The organism is Rhodanobacter sp. UC4452_H20 (assembly GCF_052978205.1).
In genome coordinates, this window is record NZ_CM129662.1 from 1,873,562 (window position 1) to 1,895,023 (window position 21,462).

General features: G+C 68.2%; 16 protein-coding genes. 7 read left to right on the top strand and 9 right to left on the bottom strand.

Annotated elements, in window-relative coordinates:
• Positions 1-10: 10 nt before the first annotated feature.
• The 7 genes from ACVCMC_RS08950 to pilG all read right to left on the bottom strand — a co-directional run bounded on the left by ACVCMC_RS08950 (position 11) and on the right by pilG (position 11,818).
• Complete coding sequence (locus ACVCMC_RS08950) at positions 11-544, bottom strand: chemotaxis protein CheW (protein ID WP_395117019.1); 534 nt, start codon at positions 542-544, stop codon at positions 11-13.
• Positions 541-2,331: a chemotaxis protein CheB gene (locus tag ACVCMC_RS08955; RefSeq protein WP_447099422.1), complete on the bottom strand. Its 1,791-nt coding sequence runs from the start codon at positions 2,329-2,331 to the stop codon at positions 541-543. The genes ACVCMC_RS08950 and ACVCMC_RS08955 overlap by 4 nt, the downstream gene beginning before the upstream one ends.
• A complete protein-coding gene (locus ACVCMC_RS08960; RefSeq protein WP_447099423.1) occupies positions 2,324-8,254 on the bottom strand; it encodes an Hpt domain-containing protein in 5,931 nt (1,976 codons plus the stop codon). Before ACVCMC_RS08960 ends, ACVCMC_RS08955 begins: the two co-directional genes overlap by 8 nt.
• Before the next feature lie 103 nt (positions 8,255-8,357).
• The gene (locus ACVCMC_RS08965; protein ID WP_395117013.1) at positions 8,358-10,388 is read right to left on the bottom strand and encodes a methyl-accepting chemotaxis protein; all 2,031 of its coding nucleotides are present in this window, start codon (positions 10,386-10,388) and stop codon (positions 8,358-8,360) included.
• A gap of 134 nt (positions 10,389-10,522) precedes the next feature.
• The gene (locus ACVCMC_RS08970) at positions 10,523-11,062 is read right to left on the bottom strand and encodes a chemotaxis protein CheW (protein ID WP_395117011.1); all 540 of its coding nucleotides are present in this window, start codon (positions 11,060-11,062) and stop codon (positions 10,523-10,525) included.
• The gene (locus ACVCMC_RS08975; protein ID WP_395117009.1) at positions 11,059-11,430 is read right to left on the bottom strand and encodes a response regulator; all 372 of its coding nucleotides are present in this window, start codon (positions 11,428-11,430) and stop codon (positions 11,059-11,061) included. Before ACVCMC_RS08975 ends, ACVCMC_RS08970 begins: the two co-directional genes overlap by 4 nt.
• A 22-nt stretch (positions 11,431-11,452) precedes the next feature.
• Positions 11,453-11,818 carry a twitching motility response regulator PilG gene (gene pilG / locus ACVCMC_RS08980; RefSeq protein WP_395121350.1) on the bottom strand — a complete coding sequence of 122 codons (366 nt, stop codon included), beginning with the start codon at positions 11,816-11,818 and terminating at the stop codon, positions 11,453-11,455.
• 386 nt (positions 11,819-12,204) lie between these two features.
• Between pilG and gshB the strand changes: the two genes are divergently transcribed.
• The 7 genes from gshB (at position 12,205) to ACVCMC_RS09015 (ending at position 18,775) form a co-directional block, all read left to right on the top strand.
• Positions 12,205-13,182, top strand: a complete 978-nt coding sequence (gene gshB, locus ACVCMC_RS08985; RefSeq protein WP_447099424.1) for a glutathione synthase — start codon at positions 12,205-12,207, stop codon at positions 13,180-13,182.
• Complete coding sequence (locus tag ACVCMC_RS08990; protein WP_447099425.1) at positions 13,179-14,048, top strand: TonB family protein; 870 nt, start codon at positions 13,179-13,181, stop codon at positions 14,046-14,048. The genes gshB and ACVCMC_RS08990 overlap by 4 nt, the downstream gene beginning before the upstream one ends.
• A gap of 35 nt (positions 14,049-14,083) precedes the next feature.
• Positions 14,084-14,653, top strand: coding sequence for a YqgE/AlgH family protein (locus tag ACVCMC_RS08995; RefSeq protein ID WP_395117003.1), 570 nt, complete (start codon positions 14,084-14,086; stop codon positions 14,651-14,653).
• Positions 14,650-15,099 (top strand): Holliday junction resolvase RuvX, encoded by a 450-nt coding sequence (gene ruvX / locus ACVCMC_RS09000; protein WP_447099426.1) that lies wholly within the window; start codon positions 14,650-14,652, stop codon positions 15,097-15,099. Before ACVCMC_RS08995 ends, ruvX begins: the two co-directional genes overlap by 4 nt.
• 32 nt (positions 15,100-15,131) lie before the next feature.
• Positions 15,132-16,058, top strand: a complete 927-nt coding sequence (locus ACVCMC_RS09005; RefSeq protein WP_447099427.1) for an aspartate carbamoyltransferase catalytic subunit — start codon at positions 15,132-15,134, stop codon at positions 16,056-16,058.
• 272 nt (positions 16,059-16,330) lie between these two features.
• The gene (locus ACVCMC_RS09010) at positions 16,331-18,115 is read left to right on the top strand and encodes a hypothetical protein (protein WP_447099428.1); all 1,785 of its coding nucleotides are present in this window, start codon (positions 16,331-16,333) and stop codon (positions 18,113-18,115) included.
• Positions 18,116-18,364: 249 nt separating this feature from the next.
• Positions 18,365-18,775 carry a BON domain-containing protein gene (locus ACVCMC_RS09015; protein ID WP_395116995.1) on the top strand — a complete coding sequence of 137 codons (411 nt, stop codon included), beginning with the start codon at positions 18,365-18,367 and terminating at the stop codon, positions 18,773-18,775.
• A 68-nt stretch (positions 18,776-18,843) separates the two neighbouring features.
• Here the strand turns inward: ACVCMC_RS09015 and ACVCMC_RS09020 are convergent, their stop codons facing one another.
• Both ACVCMC_RS09020 and ACVCMC_RS09025 read right to left on the bottom strand, forming a co-directional pair.
• The gene (locus tag ACVCMC_RS09020) at positions 18,844-20,013 is read right to left on the bottom strand and encodes a PilT/PilU family type 4a pilus ATPase (protein WP_136256917.1); all 1,170 of its coding nucleotides are present in this window, start codon (positions 20,011-20,013) and stop codon (positions 18,844-18,846) included.
• Positions 20,014-20,160: 147 nt separating this feature from the next.
• Entirely contained in the window at positions 20,161-21,198 is a 1,038-nt protein-coding gene (locus ACVCMC_RS09025; protein ID WP_395135988.1) for a type IV pilus twitching motility protein PilT, read from the bottom strand.
• Between the last annotated feature and the right edge of the window lie 264 nt (positions 21,199-21,462).

Genomic DNA, 21,462 nt, shown 5'->3' on the forward strand with positions numbered 1-21,462 from the left:
TGCCGTGGACTCAGTGCAGGATGTCGGCCGCGCCGGGTGCGTCCGGCGGCATCTCGCCGGCGGCAGCGTCATCCTGGCCGGCATCGAGCAGGTCGAGCAGATGCGCCTCGATCCACTCCAGATCGGGGATCATCGCCACGTCGTCGCGTACCAGCACGTGCGCGCGCACGCCGTCGGGCAAGCCCTTGCCGTCGTGGGTGGGGATGATCAGCTCGGCATTGAGCGTGGTCAGGCGCGGGAAACCCTGGGTCTGCACCGCGATGAACGGCAGGCGCGGATCGCCGCCCAGCGCCTTGAGCACGGCCACGCGCACCACCAGCTCGCTGTCGCCCTCGGCGGTGCCGGCGAGCTGCGTGAACGACACCAGCGGCACGCGCCAGCCACGCCAGGCGATGCGGCCAAGCAGCCAGTGCGGCGCGCCCTCGACCGGCTCGGGCGCGCTGTACGTCACCACCTCCGCGATCGTGGCATTGGGCAGCAGCATGCGCGCTTCGCCGACCGGCACCAGCACGCAGCGGATTTCACGCGGCAACGGATCACTCATGGAAACACCTCGATCAGGTGCGCCGCCAGTTCGGACGGCGTACCGGAGAAACTGACCAGTCGCTCGGCGAAGATCCCGCTGACCATGTCGGCGAAATGATCCCCGGACGACGATTCGACCCAGACCTGGCCGCCTCGATCATGGATCGCCTGTGAGCCGGCGATCGCGTCGTTGCCGCGCCCGGCAAAGACGATCGCCACCGCATCGCGGCCGAAGCCGTTCGCGGCCATGCTCAGGCTGGCGTCGATCGACGGTTCCGGCGCGGCGTCGGCAAGCAGCTCCACGCTGCCGTCGCGACGCAGGCGAACCTGTTGGCCGGCGGGCACCATCAGCACCTCGCCCATGCCGACGCGACGGCCGGCTTCGGCCACGCGTACCGGCAGCGGGCTCTTTTCGGCGAGCCGCGCGAGCATTTCCTGCTCGGTGTGGCTGCCCAGGTGCTGGGTCAGCAGGAACGTCAGGCGAGTGCTGGCGGGCAAGCTGCGCATGAACTCGCACACCGAGTCGACGCCATCGACCGCCGCGCCGAGCAACACGATCCGGCTCAGCGCCGAGCCGAGTTCGTCCAGCACCATCTCGTGATCCGGCACGAAGGCCTGCGGCGCAATCGCCTCCTCCATCGAGACCAGTTCCAGGCTCATGGTCGGCTGCAGATCGGCGGCGACCGGCTCCACGTCGGGCGCCAGGAATTCCGCGGCGCTGAGTTTCTCGATGCCGAACACGGCGGCGTCAGGCTTGTCATTTGATTCGACCGGCGCCTCCTCGTCGAGCAAGGCCCAGTTGTCCGGCGCGCGCACCGGCGTCTCGGGTGCGGCGGGCACGACCGACGCGGCGGCATCCATCGCCTCGGCGGTCAGCTCCGGGGCATCCAGCGCCGAAAAGTCCAGCTCATCGACCGCGGATGACGGCGCGCTTTCGTCCAGTGCGATGCGGTCGTCGTCGGAATCGGCCAGTTCCACCACGCCGAAGTCGCCGTCGTGCAACGGCGGCAGTTCCTCGTCGCCGGTGAAGCGCAAGCCCGCGCCGACCGTCTGCTCGTCCTCTTCGTCAGGCAATTCGCCGGAGGCGAGCAGCGCCTCGAGTTCGGCAGCCAGGTCATCCGATTCGGCGGTGATGCCGGGGTCGGCCGCCGGCTCGATCTCGTCATCGAACGGAATGCCGGCGTGCGCATCGAACGCAGCGCCGGGAGCGTCGTCTTCGCTGGCCGCGGTCTGCAGCGGCTCGTCGGCGGGCAGGTCCGGCGGCGGCTCGTCTGCCGTCACCGGCGTCGCCGCGTCCTGCGCGATCGGCGCTGCCAGATCGTCTTCTGCCGGCGTGGCGAAGATCGCGGATTCGTCGACCGCGTCGCGATCAAGGGCCTCCGTCACCACCGGCACAACCGGCACAACCGGTGCGACCACCGCAGGCGCGACCTGCACCTCGCGCGCATCCTCGGGCCGCGGCGGGTCGATGTCGCCCATCGCCAGAACTTTCACCGCCAGGTGGCGCGCCCAGCGCGCACGATCCCAGCCGGACAGCGCGCGGCTGGCCTGGGCATCGTTGAACACCACCCGCGGCCGGTCGCCGTCGATGATGTCGTACAACTGGTCGAGCGCATCGTCGGCGTCGTCGTCCAGGTTGATCACCAGTACGTCCGCGCCCACCTGCTGCAGCAGTTCGCGGTTCAGCCCGGCCACGCCGCCCTCGTGGACGATCCGCGCGCCGCGCTCGTGCAGCGCATCGCGCAAATGCCCACCGAGTTCGCTGTCGTCGAACAGCAGCGCGACCGCGGGTGGCGTATCAGTCATGAATCGGCTCCGCGGCACGTTGCTCCAGCACCTCGGCGATCTGCAGCAGCAATTCCGCCTCCTGGTACGGCTTGCCGAGGTAGCGATCCACGCCGATGTCGAAGGCCCGCTGGCGATGCTTGTCGCCGCTGCGCGAGGTGATCATGATGATCGGCACGTCGCGCAGCCGCGGGTCCGCCTTCATCTGGGTGGCCAGCTCGTAGCCGTCCATGCGCGGCATCTCGATGTCCAGCAGCATCAGGTCGGGCACGCGCTCGTGCAGTTTCTCCAGTGCGTCGACACCGTCCTTGGCGGTGCTCACCTCGTACTCGTGGCGTTCCAGCACGCGGCCGGTGACCTTGCGCATGGTGATCGAGTCGTCGACCACCATCACCAGCGGACGCACCTGCACCTCCTCGACGACCGGCGCTTCCACCGCGCTGAGGCCTTCGGCCAGGCGCTGCTCGCGGCGGATCATGCCGTGGCGCACCAGCGGCGCCAGGTCGAGAATGATCAGCACCGAACCGTCGCCCATGATGGTGGCGCCGAGCAGGCCGGGCACCGAACTGATCTGCGGGCCGACCGACTTGACCACGATCTCGCGCGAACCCAGCACGGCGTCGATGCGGATCGCCGCGCGCAGGTCGCCCGCGCGGGTCAGCAGCAGCGGTTGCTGCTCGTCCTCGGTGGCGAGTCCGGGCGGCAGGCCGAGCAGTTCGGCCAGGTCGTGGATGCCGTAGTCCTCGTTGCCGTGCTGGAACGAGGGCTCGTCGGCGGCCAGCAGCGCGGCGAGTTCTTCCGGGTTGACCCGCGCCACGCCCTGCACCGAGGTCATCGGGATGGCGAAGGTCGCCTCGCCGATGCGCACCAGGATGGCCTGCGTGACGGCGAGGGTGAACGGCAGGCGCAGCACGAAGGTGGTGCCCTGGCCTTCCTCCGACTCGATCGACAGCGAGCCGCCCAGCTGCTTGATCTCGTTGGCGACCACATCCATGCCGACGCCGCGACCGGCCAGCTGGGTGACCTGGCTGGCGGTGGAGAAGCCGGGCTGGGTGATCAGCGACAGCAGCTGGTTGTCGGTGGGCCGCGTCTCGGGACGCAGCATGCCGCGTTCGATGCCGCGCTTGCGGATCGCCTCGCGATTGAGGCCGCGACCATCGTCGCTGACCCGCACCACCACCTCGGTCGCCTCGCGCGCCACCTTGATCCGCACCGCGCCCTCGGCCGGCTTGCCCAGCTTGCGGCGCTCGGCCGGGCTTTCGATGCCGTGCGCGATGGCGTTGCGCAGCATGTGCTCGAACGGCGCCTTGATGCGATCGAGCAGGTTGCGGTCCATTTCGCCGTGCGCGCCGTCGACGTAGAGCTGTGCCTGCTTGTGCTCTTCCTGAGCGGCCTGGCGCAGGGTGCGGCGCAGGTTGGGCACCATGGTGTCGAACGGCAGCATGCGCGTGCGCAGCAGGCCGTCCTGCAGTTCGGTACTGACACGCGATTGCTGGATCAGCAGGGTTTCGGCCTGGCGGGTCAGCTCGTCCAGCATGTTCTGGATGGACACCAGATCGGATACCGACTCGGCCAGCGCTCGCGAGTACTGCTGCAGCTGCGAGTAGCGGTCGAGCTCGAGCGGATCGAACGCGGTCAGGCCCGCCTCGCGATGCTCGCGCTGGAAGCGCGCGATGATCTGCGCCTCGGTTTCGATCTCCAGCATGCGCAGCTGGCTGCGCAGGCGCGCCACGGTCTGTTCCAGCTCGACCAGGTTGAAGCGGTAGCCCGCCACCTGCTGTTCCAGCCGCGAGCGGTAGATCGCCACTTCGCCGGCGTGGTTGACGAGGTTGTCGAGCAGATCGGCGCGGACACGGATCTGTTCCTGCGGCGAGCGCGATTCCGGCGCCGTCTCGGGCAGCAACTCCGGCAAGCCGCGCGCGTCGTCGCCGTGGGCGGCGGGCTGCGGCGCCTCGGCCACCGGCGCCTGCGCGCTCCCGGGCGTATCGTCGCCGTCGCCGACCAGGGCCGTGGCACCGGCCAGTTCCAGCAGGCGGTCGATCGTGGCCTGCGGGTAATCCGGCATGTGTCCCTGCGACACCCGCTGCACCATCGCGTTGAGCTGATCGAAGCTCGATTCGAGCGCGCCGATCAGCTCGCCGGTCTTGCCGGGGTCGCGGATCGGCTTCTCCAGCACCGTCTCGATGGCATGGGCGAGATCGCCCACCGAAGCCAGGCCGGCGATGCGTGCGCCGCCCTTGAGCGTATGCAGGTCGCGCTGGAGTTCGCCGACGTAGGAAAGCTCGCCGGGTTCGGCATGCCACTTGGCCAGCACGCCATCGGCGCTGTCGAGGATCTCGCGCGCCTCGTCGATGAACACCTCCAGCAGGTCCGCGTCGATGCGGCTGCCATCGGGGAGCACGAACGCGGGCGCCGGTTCCACGCGGGTGGCAGTGGCCCTGGCGGCTTCCTCGGCCGCAGCCTTCTCCGCCGCAGCCTGCTCCGCGGCGGCTCGCTCCGCCGCAGCCTGCTCCGCTGCAGCTCGCTCCGCTGCCGCCTGCTCCGCCGCAGCCTGCTCCGCCGCAGCCTGCTCCGCTGCCGCCTGCTCCGCTGCAGCTCGCTCTGCTGCCGCCTGCTCTGCCGCTGCCCGCTCTGCCGCCGCCTGCTCCGCGGCGGCCTGTTCGGCTGCCGCCTGCTCGATGGCAGCCTGACGGGCCGCCTCCTCGGCAGCCTTGGCCGCGGCAACGGCGGAGTCGATCTCGAACGCATGCAGCGCCGCCGTCATCTCGGCGGCGGCATCGAGGTGATCGTCCTGTCCCGCCCCGGCGGCCGCATCCGGCTGCTCCGACGCAGACAGCGACATGGCTGCCGCGCCCGCCTCGTCGGTGGCCGTGTCGGCCTCGTCGAACTCCTCGTTCGCCGCGCCTTCGCCCGCCTGCGGCTCGAACACCACGTGCGCGACCTGCGACTCGGGATAGTCGTCGCGCATCTCGGTGATCTGCGCGGTGAGCGCGTCGACGTCGGGCAGCTGCGACACCGGAGCGTCGAACTGGGTCATCACCAGGTCGACCACGTCGGCGGCCTGTCCCAGCAGGCGCACGCCCAACGGGGACAGCGGCTCGCTGGAGGCGCGCAAGCGCTTGAACAGCCCCTCCAGCGGCGACAGCAACTGGGTCAGCAGCGGGATGTCGACCATCGCGATCGCACCGTGCAGGGTGTGCACGGCGCGCAGCAGCTCCTCGCTGACCGGCAAGGCACCCTCGCTGCGCTGGGTCGCCGCACGGATGGTCTGCAGGTACTGGGCCACCTCGCTGCGAAGGATCTCCAGCAGCACCGGGTCTATCGGCGGCATCGCCGGCATGTCCACGAGGGATTCCGGCTCGCCAGCCACGGGCTCGGCCGTCACGGAAGCGCTGGCCACGTCGGCATCGGTGAGGCTGGCCCGCGGCACGTCGGCCGCCTCGACGGCGGCGCGCGGCACCCGGCGTACCACGGTGCGGGTCACCGTCTCGGTACCCCGCGACATGAAGTCTTCCACGCGGGCCGGCTGGCCCGACGCGAGCCGTTCGGCGGCCTGCATGATCGCGCTGAGCGGTGCCTGCGGATCGCCCTCGCCCTTGAGCGCGGCCAGCAGCTGCGGCAGCGCGTCGATGGCGTGGCGAACCACGTCCTGCACGTTCTGGTCCGGCTCGATGGTGTGGTCGAGGACGCGGTTGAGCATGTCCTCCACCTTCCATGCGAACTCGCCCAGCACACCGGCGCCGACCAGGCGGCCGGAGCCCTTCAGGGTGTGGAACGAGCGGCGGATGCCGACCAGCGCCGGCGTCTGCGCCGGGTCGGCCAGCCAATCCTTCTGGGCCACCGCGAGGTTGTCGATCTCCTCCTGCATTTCCTCCAGGAAGATGTCGCGGATGTCGTCGTCGATGCCTTCGGCATCGGCGTTGAAGCGGGTGTTTGCCGCCAGCGGATCGGCGACGGGCACCTGTTCGGTGACCTGCTCCTCGATCTCGACCCAGTCCTCGCCGACGGCGCTGGCCGGGCTCGCCGGTGCGCCGGTCTCCGCCAGTCGCAGCCCGTCGAGGTCATGCGTGGGTTCGGGCGAAGCCTGCGCGTCGCCGACGAACAGGCTGCCGAGATCGGCGCCGGGCAGCAGGCTGACGGACTCGGAGAGGTCGGGGTGCTGCTCGGCTTCGAGCGAAACGGAAGCCGGTGCCTCGGCGACCGGCGCGGGCTCCTCCACGGCCGCGCGCTGCGCCGGGACCGGCCAGTAGCCAAGCTGGGCCAGGCTGTGCTCGGCCACGTCGAGGATGTGTTCGAGGCCGCCACGGTGCTCGCGCGCCGCCTCCAGGTAGTACTCCAGCGCGGCCAGCGCGTCGGCCAGGTGATCCATCTGCGCACCGCTGGGCACGCGACGGTCCTGCAGCAATTCGTAGTCGATGAACCGGCCCACGCCCTGGGCCAGTTCGGCCGGGCGCGGCGAGGACAGCATGCGCATGGCGCCGGCCACCTCGTCCATCAACGGCGGCGCACCGGCCAGGCGATCGTGCTGCCAGCCCGACTCCACGAAGGCAACGATCGCGTCCTTCACCTTGCCGGTGTTGCCGATCGCTTCCTGCATCAGGGTGGAGACCACGCCGAGCGCTTCGCTGCGCGGCAGCCCCTGCGTGGGGTCGGCGGCAGCGGCAGGTTCGCCTTCGGAGCCGAGGCTCTCGATGTGGTCGTCCAACGACGCCTCCACGTAGAGCAGCGCGCCGGCGACATCCAGCAGCGTTTCCTCGTCGGCAGGACGCAGGCGGTTGGCGATTTCGTCGAGCACGCGGCGCTGCTCGCCGACCACGCGGCGCGGCACCGCCAGCGCCAGCATGCCCAGCGTGTCGCCGACCCGTTCGAGCACTTCGCCCTGGGCGGCAAGCTGGGCCGGATCGCCGTCCTGCTCGCGCAGGAACAGGTCCAGCGCTTCCTTGACGCGCAGCAGGTCGTCCTTGAGCGCGCGCGACACCGAATCGAGCAGGGCGCGGTTGTGCCCGGCCATCGAGCCGCGGGCGTGTTCCAGTTCACCGGCATCGGGCAGCAGGCTGTCCAGCGCGTAGGTGCTGCGCAACAGCTCCATGTGCGGGCTGCGCTGCTTGGCCTGGGCCACGATGTAGAGCAGCTTGCAGGCCACCTCGTCGGCATCGCTCGCGCGCAGGCTGTTCTCGCCATGTTCGATCAGCAGGCGGATGTTACGATCCACCTTGCCGATCAGCTGGCGCACTTCGGGGGCGTGCCCCCTGAGCATGCCTTGTTCGAGACCTTCCAGCACCCCGGCGGCGATCCACCACAGGCGCCGGCCATGCACGTGATAACAACGCGCAGTGATCGCCAGCAGGGTCTTGCGCATGGCGACCAGTTGCTGGGCCGCATCCTGGCCGCGGAACCACGCCAGCAACTGCTGCTGGAAACGCAGGCGCAAACCGGCCAGCTCCACGCGGTGCGCCGCGGCATAAGCCTCGCTCATCGCCGCCGGAGCCTGCTCCGGCAGGAAGGCGTCGAGGTTCGGATGGAACATCGACGACTCGGGCAGCGGCTCCAGCCCGCGGGTGGCACGCAGATCGTTCAGCAGCGGCAGCAGCACCACCGGCACGTCGCGATGGCCGCTGGACAGCCGTTCCAGGTAGTCCGGCAGCTGCATCAAGCCACGCATCAGGGCGGCGTAGGCTTCCTCGCGCTGGAGCACCTGGTCGTTCAACAGCGCGCCGACCAGGGCCTCCATCTCCGCGGTGACCGCCGCCGCGCCGTACAGCTCGACCATCTTCAGCGTGCCGTGCACCTGATGCAGATGATCCGTGCAGGTGCGCATGAAATCGCGCTTCCCCGGATTGTCGACGTACGACTCCAGTGCCTCGCGGGCGATCGACAAGGTGTCGTCGAGTTCCGGCTTGACCCACTGCAGCGTGGTGAAATCGATGTGGTCTTGAAGTCTCATGCGCCTCTCTCAGCGGTCACGCCATGCGGGCATTGCGAAACCAGCGAGACTGCCCCCCGTACTGTGCGTGTATTCATCCGGCTGCTGCCCACGTCGAGCAAAATCATCCCGGCAGCTTGAAGTGGGCCACGGAACGCCGCAGGTCGCTTGCCAGTTGCGCCAAGGTACCGATCGAGTCGGCCGTCTGGCTCGCGCCCTGCGAGGTCTGCGAGGTAATTTCCTGGATCGCGTTCATCGACACCGAGATATCGGTTGCCGCCGCGGACTGCTCGCGCGCCGCGGTGGAGATGTTCTGAATCAGCGCGGACAGATCGTGCGAGACGCGCTCGATGTCGCCCAGCGCGCTGCCGGCGTCCTCGGCCAGTCGCGCACCGGCGACCACCTCGGCGGTGGTCTGCTCCATCGAGTTCACCGCTTCGTTGGTATCGGACTGAATCGTCTGCACCAGCGTCTCGATGCGCTTGGTCGCGCTGGTGGAGCGTTCGGCCAGTCGCTGCACTTCGTCCGCCACGACCGCGAAACCGCGACCCGCCTCGCCGGCCGAGGCCGCCTGGATGGCCGCGTTCAAGGCCAGGATGTTGGTCTGCTCGGCGATGTCATTGATCAGTTCCACGATCGAGCCGATCTCCTGCGAGGATTCGCCCAGGCGCTTGATGCGCTTGGAGGTCTCCTGGATCTGGTCGCGGATGGAGTCCATGCCGGAGATCGTCTCGCGCACCACCTCGGCGCCGCGCGAGGCGATCTTCACCGAGCGCTCGGCCACGTCGGCCGATTCGGCGGAATCCTTGGACACCACGTCCATCGAGCTCACGATCTGGTTGATCGCCGAGGTCGCCGAGGTGATCTGCTGCGCCTGCTGCTCGGCCGCGTTGGCCAGGTGACGGGCGGTGGTCTGGGTTTCCTGCGCCGAGGACGACACCTGCTCGGAAGTCTCGTTGATGGTGGTCACCAGCGATCGCAGCTCGTCGATGGCGTAGTTCACCGAGTCGGCGATCGCGCCGGTGATGTCCTCCGACACCGTGGTCTTCACGGTCAGGTCGCCTTCGGCCAGCGACCCCATCTCGTCCAGCAGGCGCATGATCGCCTCCTGGTTGCGCTGGTTCAGCTCGGTACTCTGGGCGAAACGCTTGCGCTGGTCGGTGACCAGGGCGATGACCAGCAGCAGGGCGAAGGCGACCGCGGCGATGGCGCCGAACAGACCCCACCACACGTTCGGGAACAACCGGCGCAGCGGCAGCTTGCCGATCTGGTCGGACAGGTCGTTGGCGCGCAGCAGGACGGTCTGCGAATCCAGCGAGGCCTGGTTGCCGGCGCGCTTCACGTCGGCGATGTTGGCGGCAGCGGCGGACAGCTTGGCCACCGGGTCGGCCAGCTTCGTCCAGCTGGCGTCCATCTCGGTAAGGATCTTGCGCGCATTGGCGTCGGAGATCGGCCGCACGCCGCTGTCCGGGTTGCCCTCGATCAGGCCCTTGAGCACGCTGCCGTACAACTGCGCGTCGCGCGACAGACCGTCGGCCGCGGACTGGGCGTTGTCGCCGCCCTGCAGCACCTCCTGCACGCGGCGGATGATGCGGTCGGCGGACAGCATCTGGCGCGAGGTACCGAGCATCTGTTCGGAACTGCCGTTGCGCTGCTGCAGGATGTTGACCACCTGCTCCATGCTGGAGTTGAGCAGCGGCATCTGCTGCGAAATCGTCGCCGCGCGCTGGCCCGAGTCGAGCACCACCGCCTTGTTCGAAAGGATCTTGCCGATATCGGCGTCGAGCTGCGCCCAGGCCGCGTCCAGCGCGGTCACGGCACGGCCGGCCGGCGACTTGTTGCCGTCGGCATAGGCTTGCATGCCGCTGTCGGGGTCACCCTTGTCCAGTCGCTTGACCGCCGAGTCGATGGCATTGCGGGTGGACTCGAGTTCCTTGAAGGAGTCCACGTTGCCGTCGGCGGATTCCAGCGCGAACTTCGCCGTCTGCTGCGACAGCACCTGGATCTGCGTGGTCAGCGCGACCGCCTGGCGATCCTCGCCGTTCTTCTGGTTGAGCATGAAGAAGTCGAGTGCCGCGAAACCGATCGCGATCAGCAGCAGGACAATGAGTGCGGTATATCCGCGTTCCCGGCTGACGCCCCCTGTAGTACTCATGTTCACCTCATCGGTCTAACTGATATGTGCCGCCCATACGCACCGGCCCCTGCCGCGCTGCCCCGAAGCGGGTGCCGGCCTTCCGGTCTCCCCGCTCCAACCGCACGGCATCCCCTGCCGGCTTCACCCGGTCGTCAGGCAGCCGCCTGACGGAAATCCGGTGCACGCACGAGCCGGTTCATGCTGAAAATCGCCAGTTGCTGCTCGCCCACCCGGTTGTCCACGAAACGCGCCAGCCGCGGATCGGCTTCTTCCTGCGCCTGCTGGCGCTGCTCCGCGTCCACCGTGCGCTGGCCGAGCACCTCGTCCACCAGCAAGGCGACGCTGCCGCCGCCCTGGCGCACCACCAGCAACCGGCTCCGATCGGAATGCTGGGTGCGTTCGCCGAACAGGAAGCGCCCGATGTCCACCACCGGCACCAGGTTGCCGCGCACGTTGGCCACGCCGAGCAGCCATGGCTGGGTGCCAGGCACCGGGGTCAGCACCGGCACGGCGAGCAGCTCGTTGATCTCGTCGATGCCGCTGACCAGCAGCCTGGAACCGACCCGGAAACCGATGCCGCGCCACAGGCCCGGTGCCTCGAACTTGTCCTGGGTATCGGAGGCATGCGCCAGCGACAGCCGCTCGTAGCGCGCCAGAATCTCGAACGGGGTACGGTTGGCGCTCTGGTTCATGAGCCGCTCGACAGCAGATCGTTGATGCAGGCCAGCAGGTCTTTTTCGTTCACCGGCTTGGTGATGAAGGCGCGCGCGCCCTGGCGCATGCCCCAGACGCGATCGGTTTCCATCGACTTGGTGGTGATCATCACCACCGGCACGTGCTGGGTCTTGGGGTCGCGGGTGAGCGTACGGGTGGCCTGGAAGCCGTTCATGCCGGGCATGATGACGTCCATGATGACCAGGTCAGGCTGTTCGGCGCGCACGCGCTCGATGCCCTCCTCGGCCGTGCTCACGGCTGCCACGTGGTGCCCGGCCCGCTCCAGCAGCGTGGTGAACACGCGTACGTCGGTGGGTGAGTCGTCGATGATGAGAATGTTTGCCACAGCTCCCCCTCAGGGTCTGCAGTCAGTGACTTGCTGCAGTACTGACATGTCGATGGATTGCGCCAAGCAGCTCGTCACGGGTGAACGGCTTGGTCAGGTATTGTTCGGCGCCGACGATGCGGCCGCGCGCCTTGTCGAAGAGTCCGTCCTTGGAGCTGAGCATGATCACGGGCGTGGCGCGGAACTCGGGGTTGTTCTTGATCAGGGCGCAGGTCTGATAGCCGTCGAGGCGGGGCATCATGATGTCGACGAAGATGATCGCCGGCTTCTGGTCGGAAATCTTGGCCAGCGCCTCGAACCCGTCGACCGCGGTCAGCACCTCGCAGCCCTCTTTCTTCAGCAGGGTCTCGGCGGTGCGGCGGATGGTCTTGGAGTCATCGATCACCATGACCTTGAGGCCCGCCAAATCGGTAACGCTCACGTTCAAATTCACTCACTCCCCCCTGTGGCTCGCCACGAGCTCAGGACAAGTATCAGGACATGCAACTGTTGTGCCCAATGGTACGCGTGTGGAAATCCCGGTGATCCGGCTGCTGCAAACCCGCACCGTGGCGGCATCCCCGAAGCTTTGCTGTTTACTGCCTGCCCGTCGAAACTGTCAAGCGACCGCCGCGACGCGATGCCCGCCGATCGCACTAATTGACGCATATTGGCACCTCATGCCGCGCGCACCACGACCGGCACAATCATGAACGACGCGGCTAGTATAGCCGGCAGTCGTCGCGCCCCTGCCGGCGCGACCGCACAAACCCGGCAATCCGCGGAGCACCCCGCATGACCTTCTCCGTCGGCGTCCTGATGGACCCCATCGACGCCATCAAAGTGGCCAAGGACACCACCCTGGCGATGCTGCTGGAGGCCGCCCGACGCGGCCACGCCCTGCATTATTTCGAACAGGGCGACCTCGCCCTGCGCGACGGCGCGCCGTGGGTGCGCAGCGCCCCGCTTGAGGTGCGCGACGATCCGCGCGACTGGTACACGCTGGGCCAGCCGCGCTGGCACGACCTGCGCGAGCTGGACATGGTGCTGATGCGCAAGGACCCGCCGGTCGACGCGCAGTTCGTCTACGACACCATGGTGCTGGAAGCGGCCCAGCGCGGCGGCGTGCTGGTGGTGAACGATCCGCGTTCGCTGCGCGACTGCAACGAGAAGCTGTTCGCGCTCGAGTTTCCGCAGTGCATCGCGCCCACCCTGGTGGCACGCGACCCGGCCGAACTGCGCCGGTTCGCCGCCGAACACGGCGAGGTGGTGCTCAAGCCGCTCGACGGCATGGGCGGGCGCGGCATCTTCCGCGTGCGCCACGGCGACAGCAACCTGAACTCGATGCTGGAAACCCTGCTCGGTGGCGACGGCCATGGCGCGCACCGGCAACTGACGATCGCCCAGAAATACCTGCCGGAGATCAGCGCCGGCGACAAGCGCATCCTCGTCGTGGACGGCGAACCGGTGCCGTACGCGCTCGCGCGCATTCCGCAGGGCAGCGATTTTCGCGGCAACCTCGCCGCCGGCGGTCGCGGCGAGGGCGTGCCGCTGTCCGACCGCGACCGCTGGATCGTGGCACAGGTGGCACCGGAACTGCGTCGCCGCGGACTGCTGTTCACCGGCCTGGACGTGATCGGCGACTACCTGACCGAGATCAACGTCACATCCCCGACCTGCGTCCGTGAACTCGACGCACAGTTCGGGCTTAACATTGCAGGCCAGCTGTTCGACGTCATCGAGCGGCACGCCAGTGGAAATCGTCCTGCGTGAGTGCAACCGCAACCGTTACCGCCCGACCCGAGCCGATCGGCGCCACCATGCTGTTCTCGCTGCTGCTGCACGGCGTGCTGCTGCTGGGCATCACCTTCCACTTTGCCAAGCCTGATCCAAGCCTGCCCACGCTCGACGTCGCGCTGGTCAACGTGGCCAACCAGGAGGCGCCGGACAAGGCCGATTTCCTGGCCCAGGCCAACAACCGCGGCGGCGGCCAGAGTGACCGTGCCGCGCGCCCCTCGCAGCTGTTCTCCGGCGCGTTGCCCCGACCTGATCCCGGGGTCGCGGCGCAACCGGTGCAGGAATCCACGCCGCTGCCGCACCCGGCCACCCCCGCGCGCATGGTCACCACCAGCGGCCGCAGCGATTTCAGCGTCGCCAGCGATACCGCGCAGACCGAAGTCGACCCGCAACACGCCACGCCCACCGCGGCCGAACTGAAGCGCCAGCAGGCGATCGCCCAGCTCGCCGCCGAACTGCGCCGCAAGAAGGTGGATTACGCCAAGCGGCCGAAGGTGAAATACCTCACCGCCAGCACCCGTGAATACGCCTATGCCGCCTACATGCGCGGATGGTCGGATCGGGTGGAGCGGGTCGGCAACCTGAACTATCCCGAGGAGGCGCGTCGCCGCGGCCTGCACGGCAACGTGCTGCTCACCGTGGTGCTCAACCTCGACGGCAGCATCAAGAGCATCGACGTGATCCAGAGTTCCGGCCAGCCGGTGCTCGACGCCGCGGCCGAACGCATCGTGCGCCTGGCCGCACCGTTTCCGCCGGCACCGCGGGCCGGCGAGCACGTCGACGAGCTGAACATCACCCGCACCTGGCAGTTCCAGCCCAACAACGTGCTGCAGACGCGCTAGGAGCGCCGCGATTCGGCTGCGACTACAATGGCGCCATGGCTGCCATGCAACCCGCGACCCTCACCGGTCACTTCCTGATCGCCATGCCGGGCCTGGCCGAGCCGCCGTTCTCGCGCGGCGTGGCGCTGCTGTGCCAGCACGACGAGGACGGCGCGGTCGGCTTGCTGGTGAACCAGCTGTCCGAATACCGCTTCGGCGACGTGCTGGCGCAGATGAAGCTCGAATGCGCCGACGCCGACCTGGCTGACGCACCGGTGCTGATCGGCGGCCCGGTACAGCAGGAGCGCGGCTTCGTGCTGCACCACGAACCGGGCGACTGGGAATCGACCTACCGCATCAACGCCGAGTGGTCGGTGACGACCTCGCGTGACATCCTGGTGGCAATGGCCGCCGGCGAAGGCCCGCGCCAGGCCATCATGGTGCTCGGCTACGCCGGCTGGGATGCCGGCCAGCTGGAACAGGAACTGATGGCCAACGCCTGGCTCACCGCCGAAGCCAACGGCCGGGTCGTCTTCGACACGCCGCTGGAGGAGCGCTGGAGCGCCGCCGCCGGCCTGGTCGGGGTGGACCCGCGCCAGTTGTCCGGCTACGCGGGCCACGCATGAGCTGTGTGCTCGGCTTCGATGTCGGCAGTCGCCTCACCGGCGTGGCCATCGGCAACCGCCTGACCGCCACCGCGCGCGCGCTCGCCGTGGTCGCCGTCCGCGACGATCAGCCCGACTGGGACCGGCTCGACGCCCTGCAGCGCGAGTGGCAGCCCGACACCCTGGTGGTCGGCCTGCCCTTGACCCTCGATGGCGCCGAACAACCCGCCAGTCGGCGCGCACGCGCCTTCGCCGGCAAGCTGACCGAGCGCTACCGCCTGCCGGTGGTGCTGGTCGACGAACGCCACAGCTCGCACGAAGCTGCCGAACGTTTCGCCGCCGGACGCGCCGCCGGCCTGCGGCGACGCCGCGAAGGCGCCGCCATCGACGCCGAGGCGGCGGCAGTGATCCTCGAACGCTGGCTGCTCGAGGCCGCCGTGATCCCGCACGACGCCACCCCGCACTGATCAGCACCTTCCTCCCCAATCCGCGAACCCCCATGAGCCCTCGCCTGCGCCACCTGACCACCCTGGAAAACCTGCCGCGCGAGACCATCGAGCGCCTGCTCGACCGCGCCGAGGCGCTGCGCGATGCCTGCGCCCACGGCACCCGCAAGCTGGACGTGCTGGCCGGGCGCACCGTGCTGAACCTGTTCTTCGAACCGTCCACGCGCACCCGCACCTCGTTCGAACTGGCGGCGCGGCGGCTCGGTGCGGACGTGGTCAACTTCGACATCGGGCTGTCCTCCACCAGCAAGGGCGAGGAGCTGTTCGACACCCTGCATACGCTCGAGGCGATGCACCTGGACGCGATCATCGTGCGCCACAAGCAGTCCGGCACGCCGGACGAACTGGTACGCCATGCAATGAGCGGCGTGTCGGTGATCAACGCCGGCGACGGCAACCACGCGCATCCCACCCAGGGCCTGCTGGATGCGCTCACCATTCGCCAACACCGGCCCGATTTCGAGAATCTGACGGTGGTGATCTGCGGCGACATCAGCCACTCGCGGGTGGCCCGCTCGGACGTCAATGCCTTCACCGCGCTGGGCGTGAAGGAGATCCGCCTGTGCGCCCCGCCCGAGCTGATGCCGGCCACCGACGAAGTCGTCGAAGGCCAGCGCTTCACCGACTTCGACCAGGCCATCGAAGGCGCCGATGCGGTGGTGATGCTGCGCCTGCAGAAGGAGCGCATGGCGCGCATCGAACTGCCCGACGAGGCCGCCTACTTCACCCGCTACGGGCTGGACCGTCGCCGCCTGGCGCGCGCGGCCAAGGGTTGCCTGGTCATGCATCCGGGGCCGATCAACCGGGGCATCGAGATCGCCTCTGAGGTGGCCGACGGCGCGCAGTCACGCATCCTCGAACAGGTCGGCAACGGGGTGTTCGTGCGCATGGCCGTGCTCAACGAGGTGCTTGCGCGCTGAATGCCCGCTGCAGCGCCGGCGCCGCGCCCGCCACGGACGCAACCCGGGAGCGACGGCGCAGATCTTCCGGGCTGCAAAAGCGGCTGCGCGGTCCGCATTCGACCAGCTTCGCTGTTGTAAAGCGCTTCGCCGCTTCTTGAGCCATGGAACCACCATGGGTCGGCGAACCGTCGATACCCCGTCCTCGCGCAGCTTTTTTTCGTCTCCGAAGTTTCTGCCGCCCACGCTCCCAGCGGGCATAATGGCCGCTGCTGCTCACCACGGGGATCAACATGCGCGCGACAACCCGCTATCTCGCGATGGGACTGGCCAGCGTCCTGCTGGCTGCCTGTTCGCACAAGGACAAGGATGCACCGCTGGCGTTCGTGCCGGCCGATACGCCGTACGTCGTGGCCAACCTGGACGTGCTCGACGACGACACCCGCAAGGCTCTCCTGGCCCAGGCCGACGCCCAGTTGCCGTCGCAACTGGAACAGATGGACGCCGCGGCCGACCGGCTCGCCGAGAAGGACCCTGACGGCGCCCGCCTGCTGCGCGCGCTGCGCGCCGAGTTCAACGGCAAGACGGTGGAGGGCTTCGCCCAGTCCGCCGGCCTCGACCTGAAGGGCTACTCGGCCCTCTACGGCCTGGGCCTGGCGCCCGTGCTGCGCTTCCAGCTCGCCGACGCGGCCGCCTTCGACGCGTTCGTGGGCCGCCTGGAGACCGCCTACGGCAAGAAGTTCGAGGTGGCCAGCGAAGGCAAGCAGAGCTACCGCCGCTACGCGTCCACCGAATCGGGCGCCGAGGTGATCCTGGCCACGGTGGACAAGCAGGCGGTGGCAGCGCTGCTGCCGATCGACGCGCCGAAAACCATGCTGCGCGAGGCGCTGGGACTGGATCGGCCGCAGAAGAGCATGCAGGACGACGGTCGCCTGGCCGACCTGGCCAAGGCCAACGGTTACAAGAAGTGGCTGGTCGGCGAACTCGACCTGACCCGCGTGCTGCCGCTGGCAATCGGCGGCACGGACGCACTGGCCAATGCGATGCGCAAGGCGCACGCGGTAGCCGAGTCGGCCAAGACCGGCGAGCCGGTGGCCAATCAGTTGCAGGTCCCGCCGTCGTGCAGCACCGATGCCGCTCGCATCGCCGCACGGGTGCCGACGATCAGCTTCGGCTACACCCGGCTCGACGCCGGTCATCAGGACGGCCGCCTCGACATCGCGCTGGCCGAGGACATCAGCAAGGCGTTCTCCGGGCTCAAGGTCGAACTGCCCGGGCTGGGTCAGGCCGGTACCGCGCCATTCGACGTGAGCCTGGCGCTGCCGATCGCGAACCTGCGCACGTTCTGGATGGCCCAGGCCGATGCAGTGGCGGCCAAGCCGTTCACCTGCCCGGCGCTGAGCGATCTCAACGAGGGCTTCGCCAAGCTCGGCCCGGCCACGCAGAAAGCCGCGATCCCGCCGTTCGGCGACCTGCTGGGCGTGCGCCTGGCGCTGGATACGCTCACTGACAACCCCACCTCCAGCCTGCCCACCTTCAGCGGCCGGCTGGTGCTGGCCACCAGCAACCCGACCGGCCTGCTGGCGATGGGCCAGATGATGGTGCCCGCGCTGGCGCAGCTGAAGCTGACCAATGACGGCAAGCCGGTGGCGCTGCCGCAGCAGATGGCCGGCATGCTCGGCCAGCCCGGCTGGGTGGCGATGAGCGACAAGGCGCTGGCGCTGGGCGTGGGCGCCGGCGAGGACGCCAAGCTGGCCGACACCCTGAAGGAAGCCGGCGGCAACGCGGGCCAGATGGCGCGGATGCACCTGAGCGGAGCGATGTACCTGTCCTGGGTGCAGCTGATGCAGGACAAGGTCGACGCGCTCACCGCCGCGGCCAGCGCGATGAACAACAGCGGTGATGCATCGGCGGACAAGCCCGACGACAGCGCCGCCCAGGCGGCAGAGGCGGCGGCGCGTTCCAAGGCGCAGTTCGAGGCGATGAAGCAGCAGGCGCAGCGCGTGGAAGACATCCACGCCGAGATGCATGTCGAGGCCGGCGGCATGGTGATCACCAGCCAGACGACGCTGAAGTGACATAAGCGACGCCAGGGCAGGTCGTTCCACTCCAGGCCGGGGCGCCGCGCGCACCCCGGCCTTTTTTTGCGCACGCAACGTACCGCCAACATGCTCGTGACCTCGCCTTCGCAAACCGTGGCGGCACCTGAATCGCGGCGGCGCCTGCGCACATGGCGTTCACTCCGCCGCTGCTGTCATGGCCACAAGGATCGCAAACCCGGCGACCCCGTTGTCACCACCGACAACCCCTTCTCCAAGGAGATTGCCATGCACAACCATCCCGTGATTCGCCGCAGCATGATCGCCGCCGCCCTGACGCTCGCCTTCGCCGCCGTGCCACTCAGCCAAGCCGTGGCAGCGCAGAGCAGCGAGGCCGCCGCGCAGGCATCGGACAACCAGACGGTGCCGGACAAGGCCGCCGACGCATGGATCACCACCAAGGTGAAGACCGAATTCGGCACCACCAAGGGCGTGAGCGCCACCGACATCAACGTGACCACCAACGATGGCGTGGTAACCCTGACCGGCAACGTCGGCAGCGCCAGCGAGAAGATGAACGCGGTGCGCGTGGCGCAGGGCGTCAAGGGAGTGAAGAGCGTCGACGCCTCCGCGCTGGCGATCACCCCCGCCGCCACGAAACACCACGACCGGCCCTCGTCCAGCATGAGCAGCCACTGATCGATCGCGACAACCCGTGAACGGAAAAAGGAGCCGCGAGGCTCCTTTTTCCTTGCCGCAGGATCTGCTCAGCGGTTGAGCAGGTTGCTGCCGCCGAAGCTCTTGTCGTTGGGGTCTTCTTCCAGTTCGACGCCGTCCAGCCCCTGCGACAAGGTGTGCGCGTCGCCACCCTGGGCCAGCTTGATACGCAGGCGCACCTCGTTGGAGCTGTCCGCGTAGCGCAGCGCATCCTCGTAGCTGATCTCGCCGGCGTGGTAGAGCTCGACCAGCGCCTGGTCGAAGGTCTTCATGCCGAGCAGGGTCGACTCCTTCATCAGCTCCTTCAGCTTGTGGATCTCGCCCTGGCGGATGTAGTCCTGCGCCAGCGGCGTGCCCAGCAGCACTTCCACCGCGACCCGACGCGCCTTGCCGTCCGGCGTCGGAATCAGCATCTGCGCCACGATGCCCTTGAGGTTCAGCGACAGGTCCATCAGCAACTGCTGGCGGCGATCCTCCGGGAAGAAATGCAGGATGCGGTCCATCGCCTGGTTGGCGTTGTTCGCATGCAGCGTGCACAGCACCAGGTGGCCGGTCTCGGCGAACGCGATGGCGTGGTCCATGCCCTCGCGGGTGCGGATTTCGCCGATCATGATCACGTCGGGTGCCTGGCGCAGGGTGTTTTTCAGGGCAGCGTCCCAGCTGTCGGTGTCGATGCCGACCTCGCGCTGGGTGATGATGCAGCCCTCGTGCTTGTGCACGTACTCGATCGGGTCCTCGATCGTGATGATGTGCCCTGTCGAGTTGAGGTTGCGGTAGCCGACCATCGCCGCCAGCGAGGTCGATTTGCCCGAACCGGTGGCGCCGACGAAGATGATGATGCCGCGCTTGGTCATCGCCAGCTGCTTGATCACCGGCGGCAGGTTCAGCTCCTCGGTGGTGGGGATCTTCGACTCGATCCGGCGCAACACCATGCCCACGCAGTTGCGCTGGTAGAAGCACGACACGCGGAAACGGCCCACGCCCTGCGCGGAAATCGCGAACTGGCACTCGTGGGTCTTCTCGAACTCCTCGCGCTGGCCCGGCGTCATCACGTTGAGCACCATGTCGCGCGCCTGCTGCACGCTGAGCGGGCTCTGCGTGATCGGCACGATGCGCCCCTGTACCTTCATCGACGGCGCCACGCCGGCCGTGATGAAAAGATCCGATGCCTTCTTGTGCACCATCAGTTTCAGGAACGAGGTGAAATCGAAGTCGCTCATGGCTTTGGGTCCGGGAATAGGGAATGGGGAATAGGGAATAGGGGTTTGAGGCACGCTGCAAATCCGCCGCGGGAAGCCGAGACGTTCAAGCCGAGAGCCGGTGCCGCTGTGCGCTTCTCAACCATTCCCGATTCCCGATTCCCGGCCTCACTTGAAACTGTCCTTGTTCTTGGCGTAGCCCTGCGCCTGCTGGCGCGTCACGACGCCACGCTTGACCAGGTCCAGCAGGCACTGGTCCAGGGTCTGCATGCCGAACTGCTGGCCGGTCTGGATCGACGAGTACATCTGCGCCACCTTGTCCTCGCGGATCAGGTTGCGGATGGCCGGGATGCCGACCATGATCTCGTGCGCCGCGATGCGGCCGCCGCCGACCTTCTTCAGCAGCGACTGCGAAATCACCGCGCGCAGGCTTTCGGACAGCATCGAGCGCACCATCGGCTTCTCGCCGGCGGGGAACACGTCGATGATGCGGTCGATGGTCTTGGCCGCCGAACTTGTATGCACGGTGGCGAACACCAGATGGCCGGTTTCCGCGGCGGTCAGCGCCAGGCGGATGGTTTCCAGGTCGCGCAGCTCGCCGACCAGGATGTAGTCCGGGTCCTCGCGCAGCGCCGAGCGCAGCGCCTCGTTGAAACCATGCGTGTCGCGATGCACCTCGCGCTGGTTGACCAGGCACTTCTGCGAGGTGTGCACGAACTCGATCGGGTCCTCGATCGTGAGCATGTGCCCGTATTCGTTCTTGTTGATGTGGTCGACCATCGCCGCCAGCGTGGTCGACTTGCCCGAGCCGGTCGGGCCGGTCACCAGGATCAGGCCTTGCGGCTGCTCGATCAGCTCCTTGAACACGCGCGGCGCGCCCAGGTCTTCCAGCGTCAGCACCTCGGACGGAATCGTGCGGAACACTGCGCCGGCGCCGCGGTTCTGGGTGAACGCGTTGACGCGGAAGCGCGCCAGGCCGGGGATCTCGAACGAGAAATCGGTCTCGAAGAACTCCTCGTAGTCGCGCCGCTGCTTGTCCGACATGATGTCGTAGATCAGCGAGTGCACCTGCTTGTGCTCGAGCGCGGGGATGTTGATCCGGCGGACGTCGCCGTCGACGCGGATCATCGGCGGCAGGCCGGCGGACAGGTGCAAATCCGAGGCCTTGTTCTTTACCGAGAAGGCAAGCAGTTCGGCAATGTCCATGAAGTCGTTTCCCCTCAACCGATCGTCTGGTGGCATGAATGCGGATGCACAGGGGTCCGGACCGTCGCCGCCAGCCGCCGCCCGGGCACGCAACCGCTGCCCCTGGAACCCTGCGGACCGGCAACCCGAATCCCCCTGTAGCCGCGTCGATACTACTCGCGCAAGCGGCTGTGCGGCCAGCCTTTCCCGCCTATCATGCCGCAACCGCAACGGGGATTTGCGCATCCCGTCGAAAAACGCGAGGTTGCCCCGCCGTCGGCCTCG

Coding starts and splice junctions, on each gene's coding strand:
- ACVCMC_RS08950 (WP_395117019.1), bottom strand. CDS start 544: ATGAGTGATCCGTTGCCGCGTGAAATCCGCTGCGTGCTGGTGCCGGTC.
- ACVCMC_RS08955 (WP_447099422.1), bottom strand. CDS start 2,331: ATGACTGATACGCCACCCGCGGTCGCGCTGCTGTTCGACGACAGCGAA.
- ACVCMC_RS08960 (WP_447099423.1), bottom strand. CDS start 8,254: ATGAGACTTCAAGACCACATCGATTTCACCACGCTGCAGTGGGTCAAG.
- ACVCMC_RS08965 (WP_395117013.1), bottom strand. CDS start 10,388: ATGAGTACTACAGGGGGCGTCAGCCGGGAACGCGGATATACCGCACTC.
- ACVCMC_RS08970 (WP_395117011.1), bottom strand. CDS start 11,062: ATGAACCAGAGCGCCAACCGTACCCCGTTCGAGATTCTGGCGCGCTAC.
- pilG (WP_395121350.1), bottom strand. CDS start 11,818: ATGGTGATCGATGACTCCAAGACCATCCGCCGCACCGCCGAGACCCTG.
- gshB (WP_447099424.1), top strand. CDS start 12,205: ATGACCTTCTCCGTCGGCGTCCTGATGGACCCCATCGACGCCATCAAA.
- ACVCMC_RS08995 (WP_395117003.1), top strand. CDS start 14,084: ATGGCTGCCATGCAACCCGCGACCCTCACCGGTCACTTCCTGATCGCC.
- ruvX (WP_447099426.1), top strand. CDS start 14,650: ATGAGCTGTGTGCTCGGCTTCGATGTCGGCAGTCGCCTCACCGGCGTG.
- ACVCMC_RS09005 (WP_447099427.1), top strand. CDS start 15,132: ATGAGCCCTCGCCTGCGCCACCTGACCACCCTGGAAAACCTGCCGCGC.
- ACVCMC_RS09010 (WP_447099428.1), top strand. CDS start 16,331: ATGCGCGCGACAACCCGCTATCTCGCGATGGGACTGGCCAGCGTCCTG.
- ACVCMC_RS09015 (WP_395116995.1), top strand. CDS start 18,365: ATGCACAACCATCCCGTGATTCGCCGCAGCATGATCGCCGCCGCCCTG.
- ACVCMC_RS09020 (WP_136256917.1), bottom strand. CDS start 20,013: ATGAGCGACTTCGATTTCACCTCGTTCCTGAAACTGATGGTGCACAAG.
- ACVCMC_RS09025 (WP_395135988.1), bottom strand. CDS start 21,198: ATGGACATTGCCGAACTGCTTGCCTTCTCGGTAAAGAACAAGGCCTCG.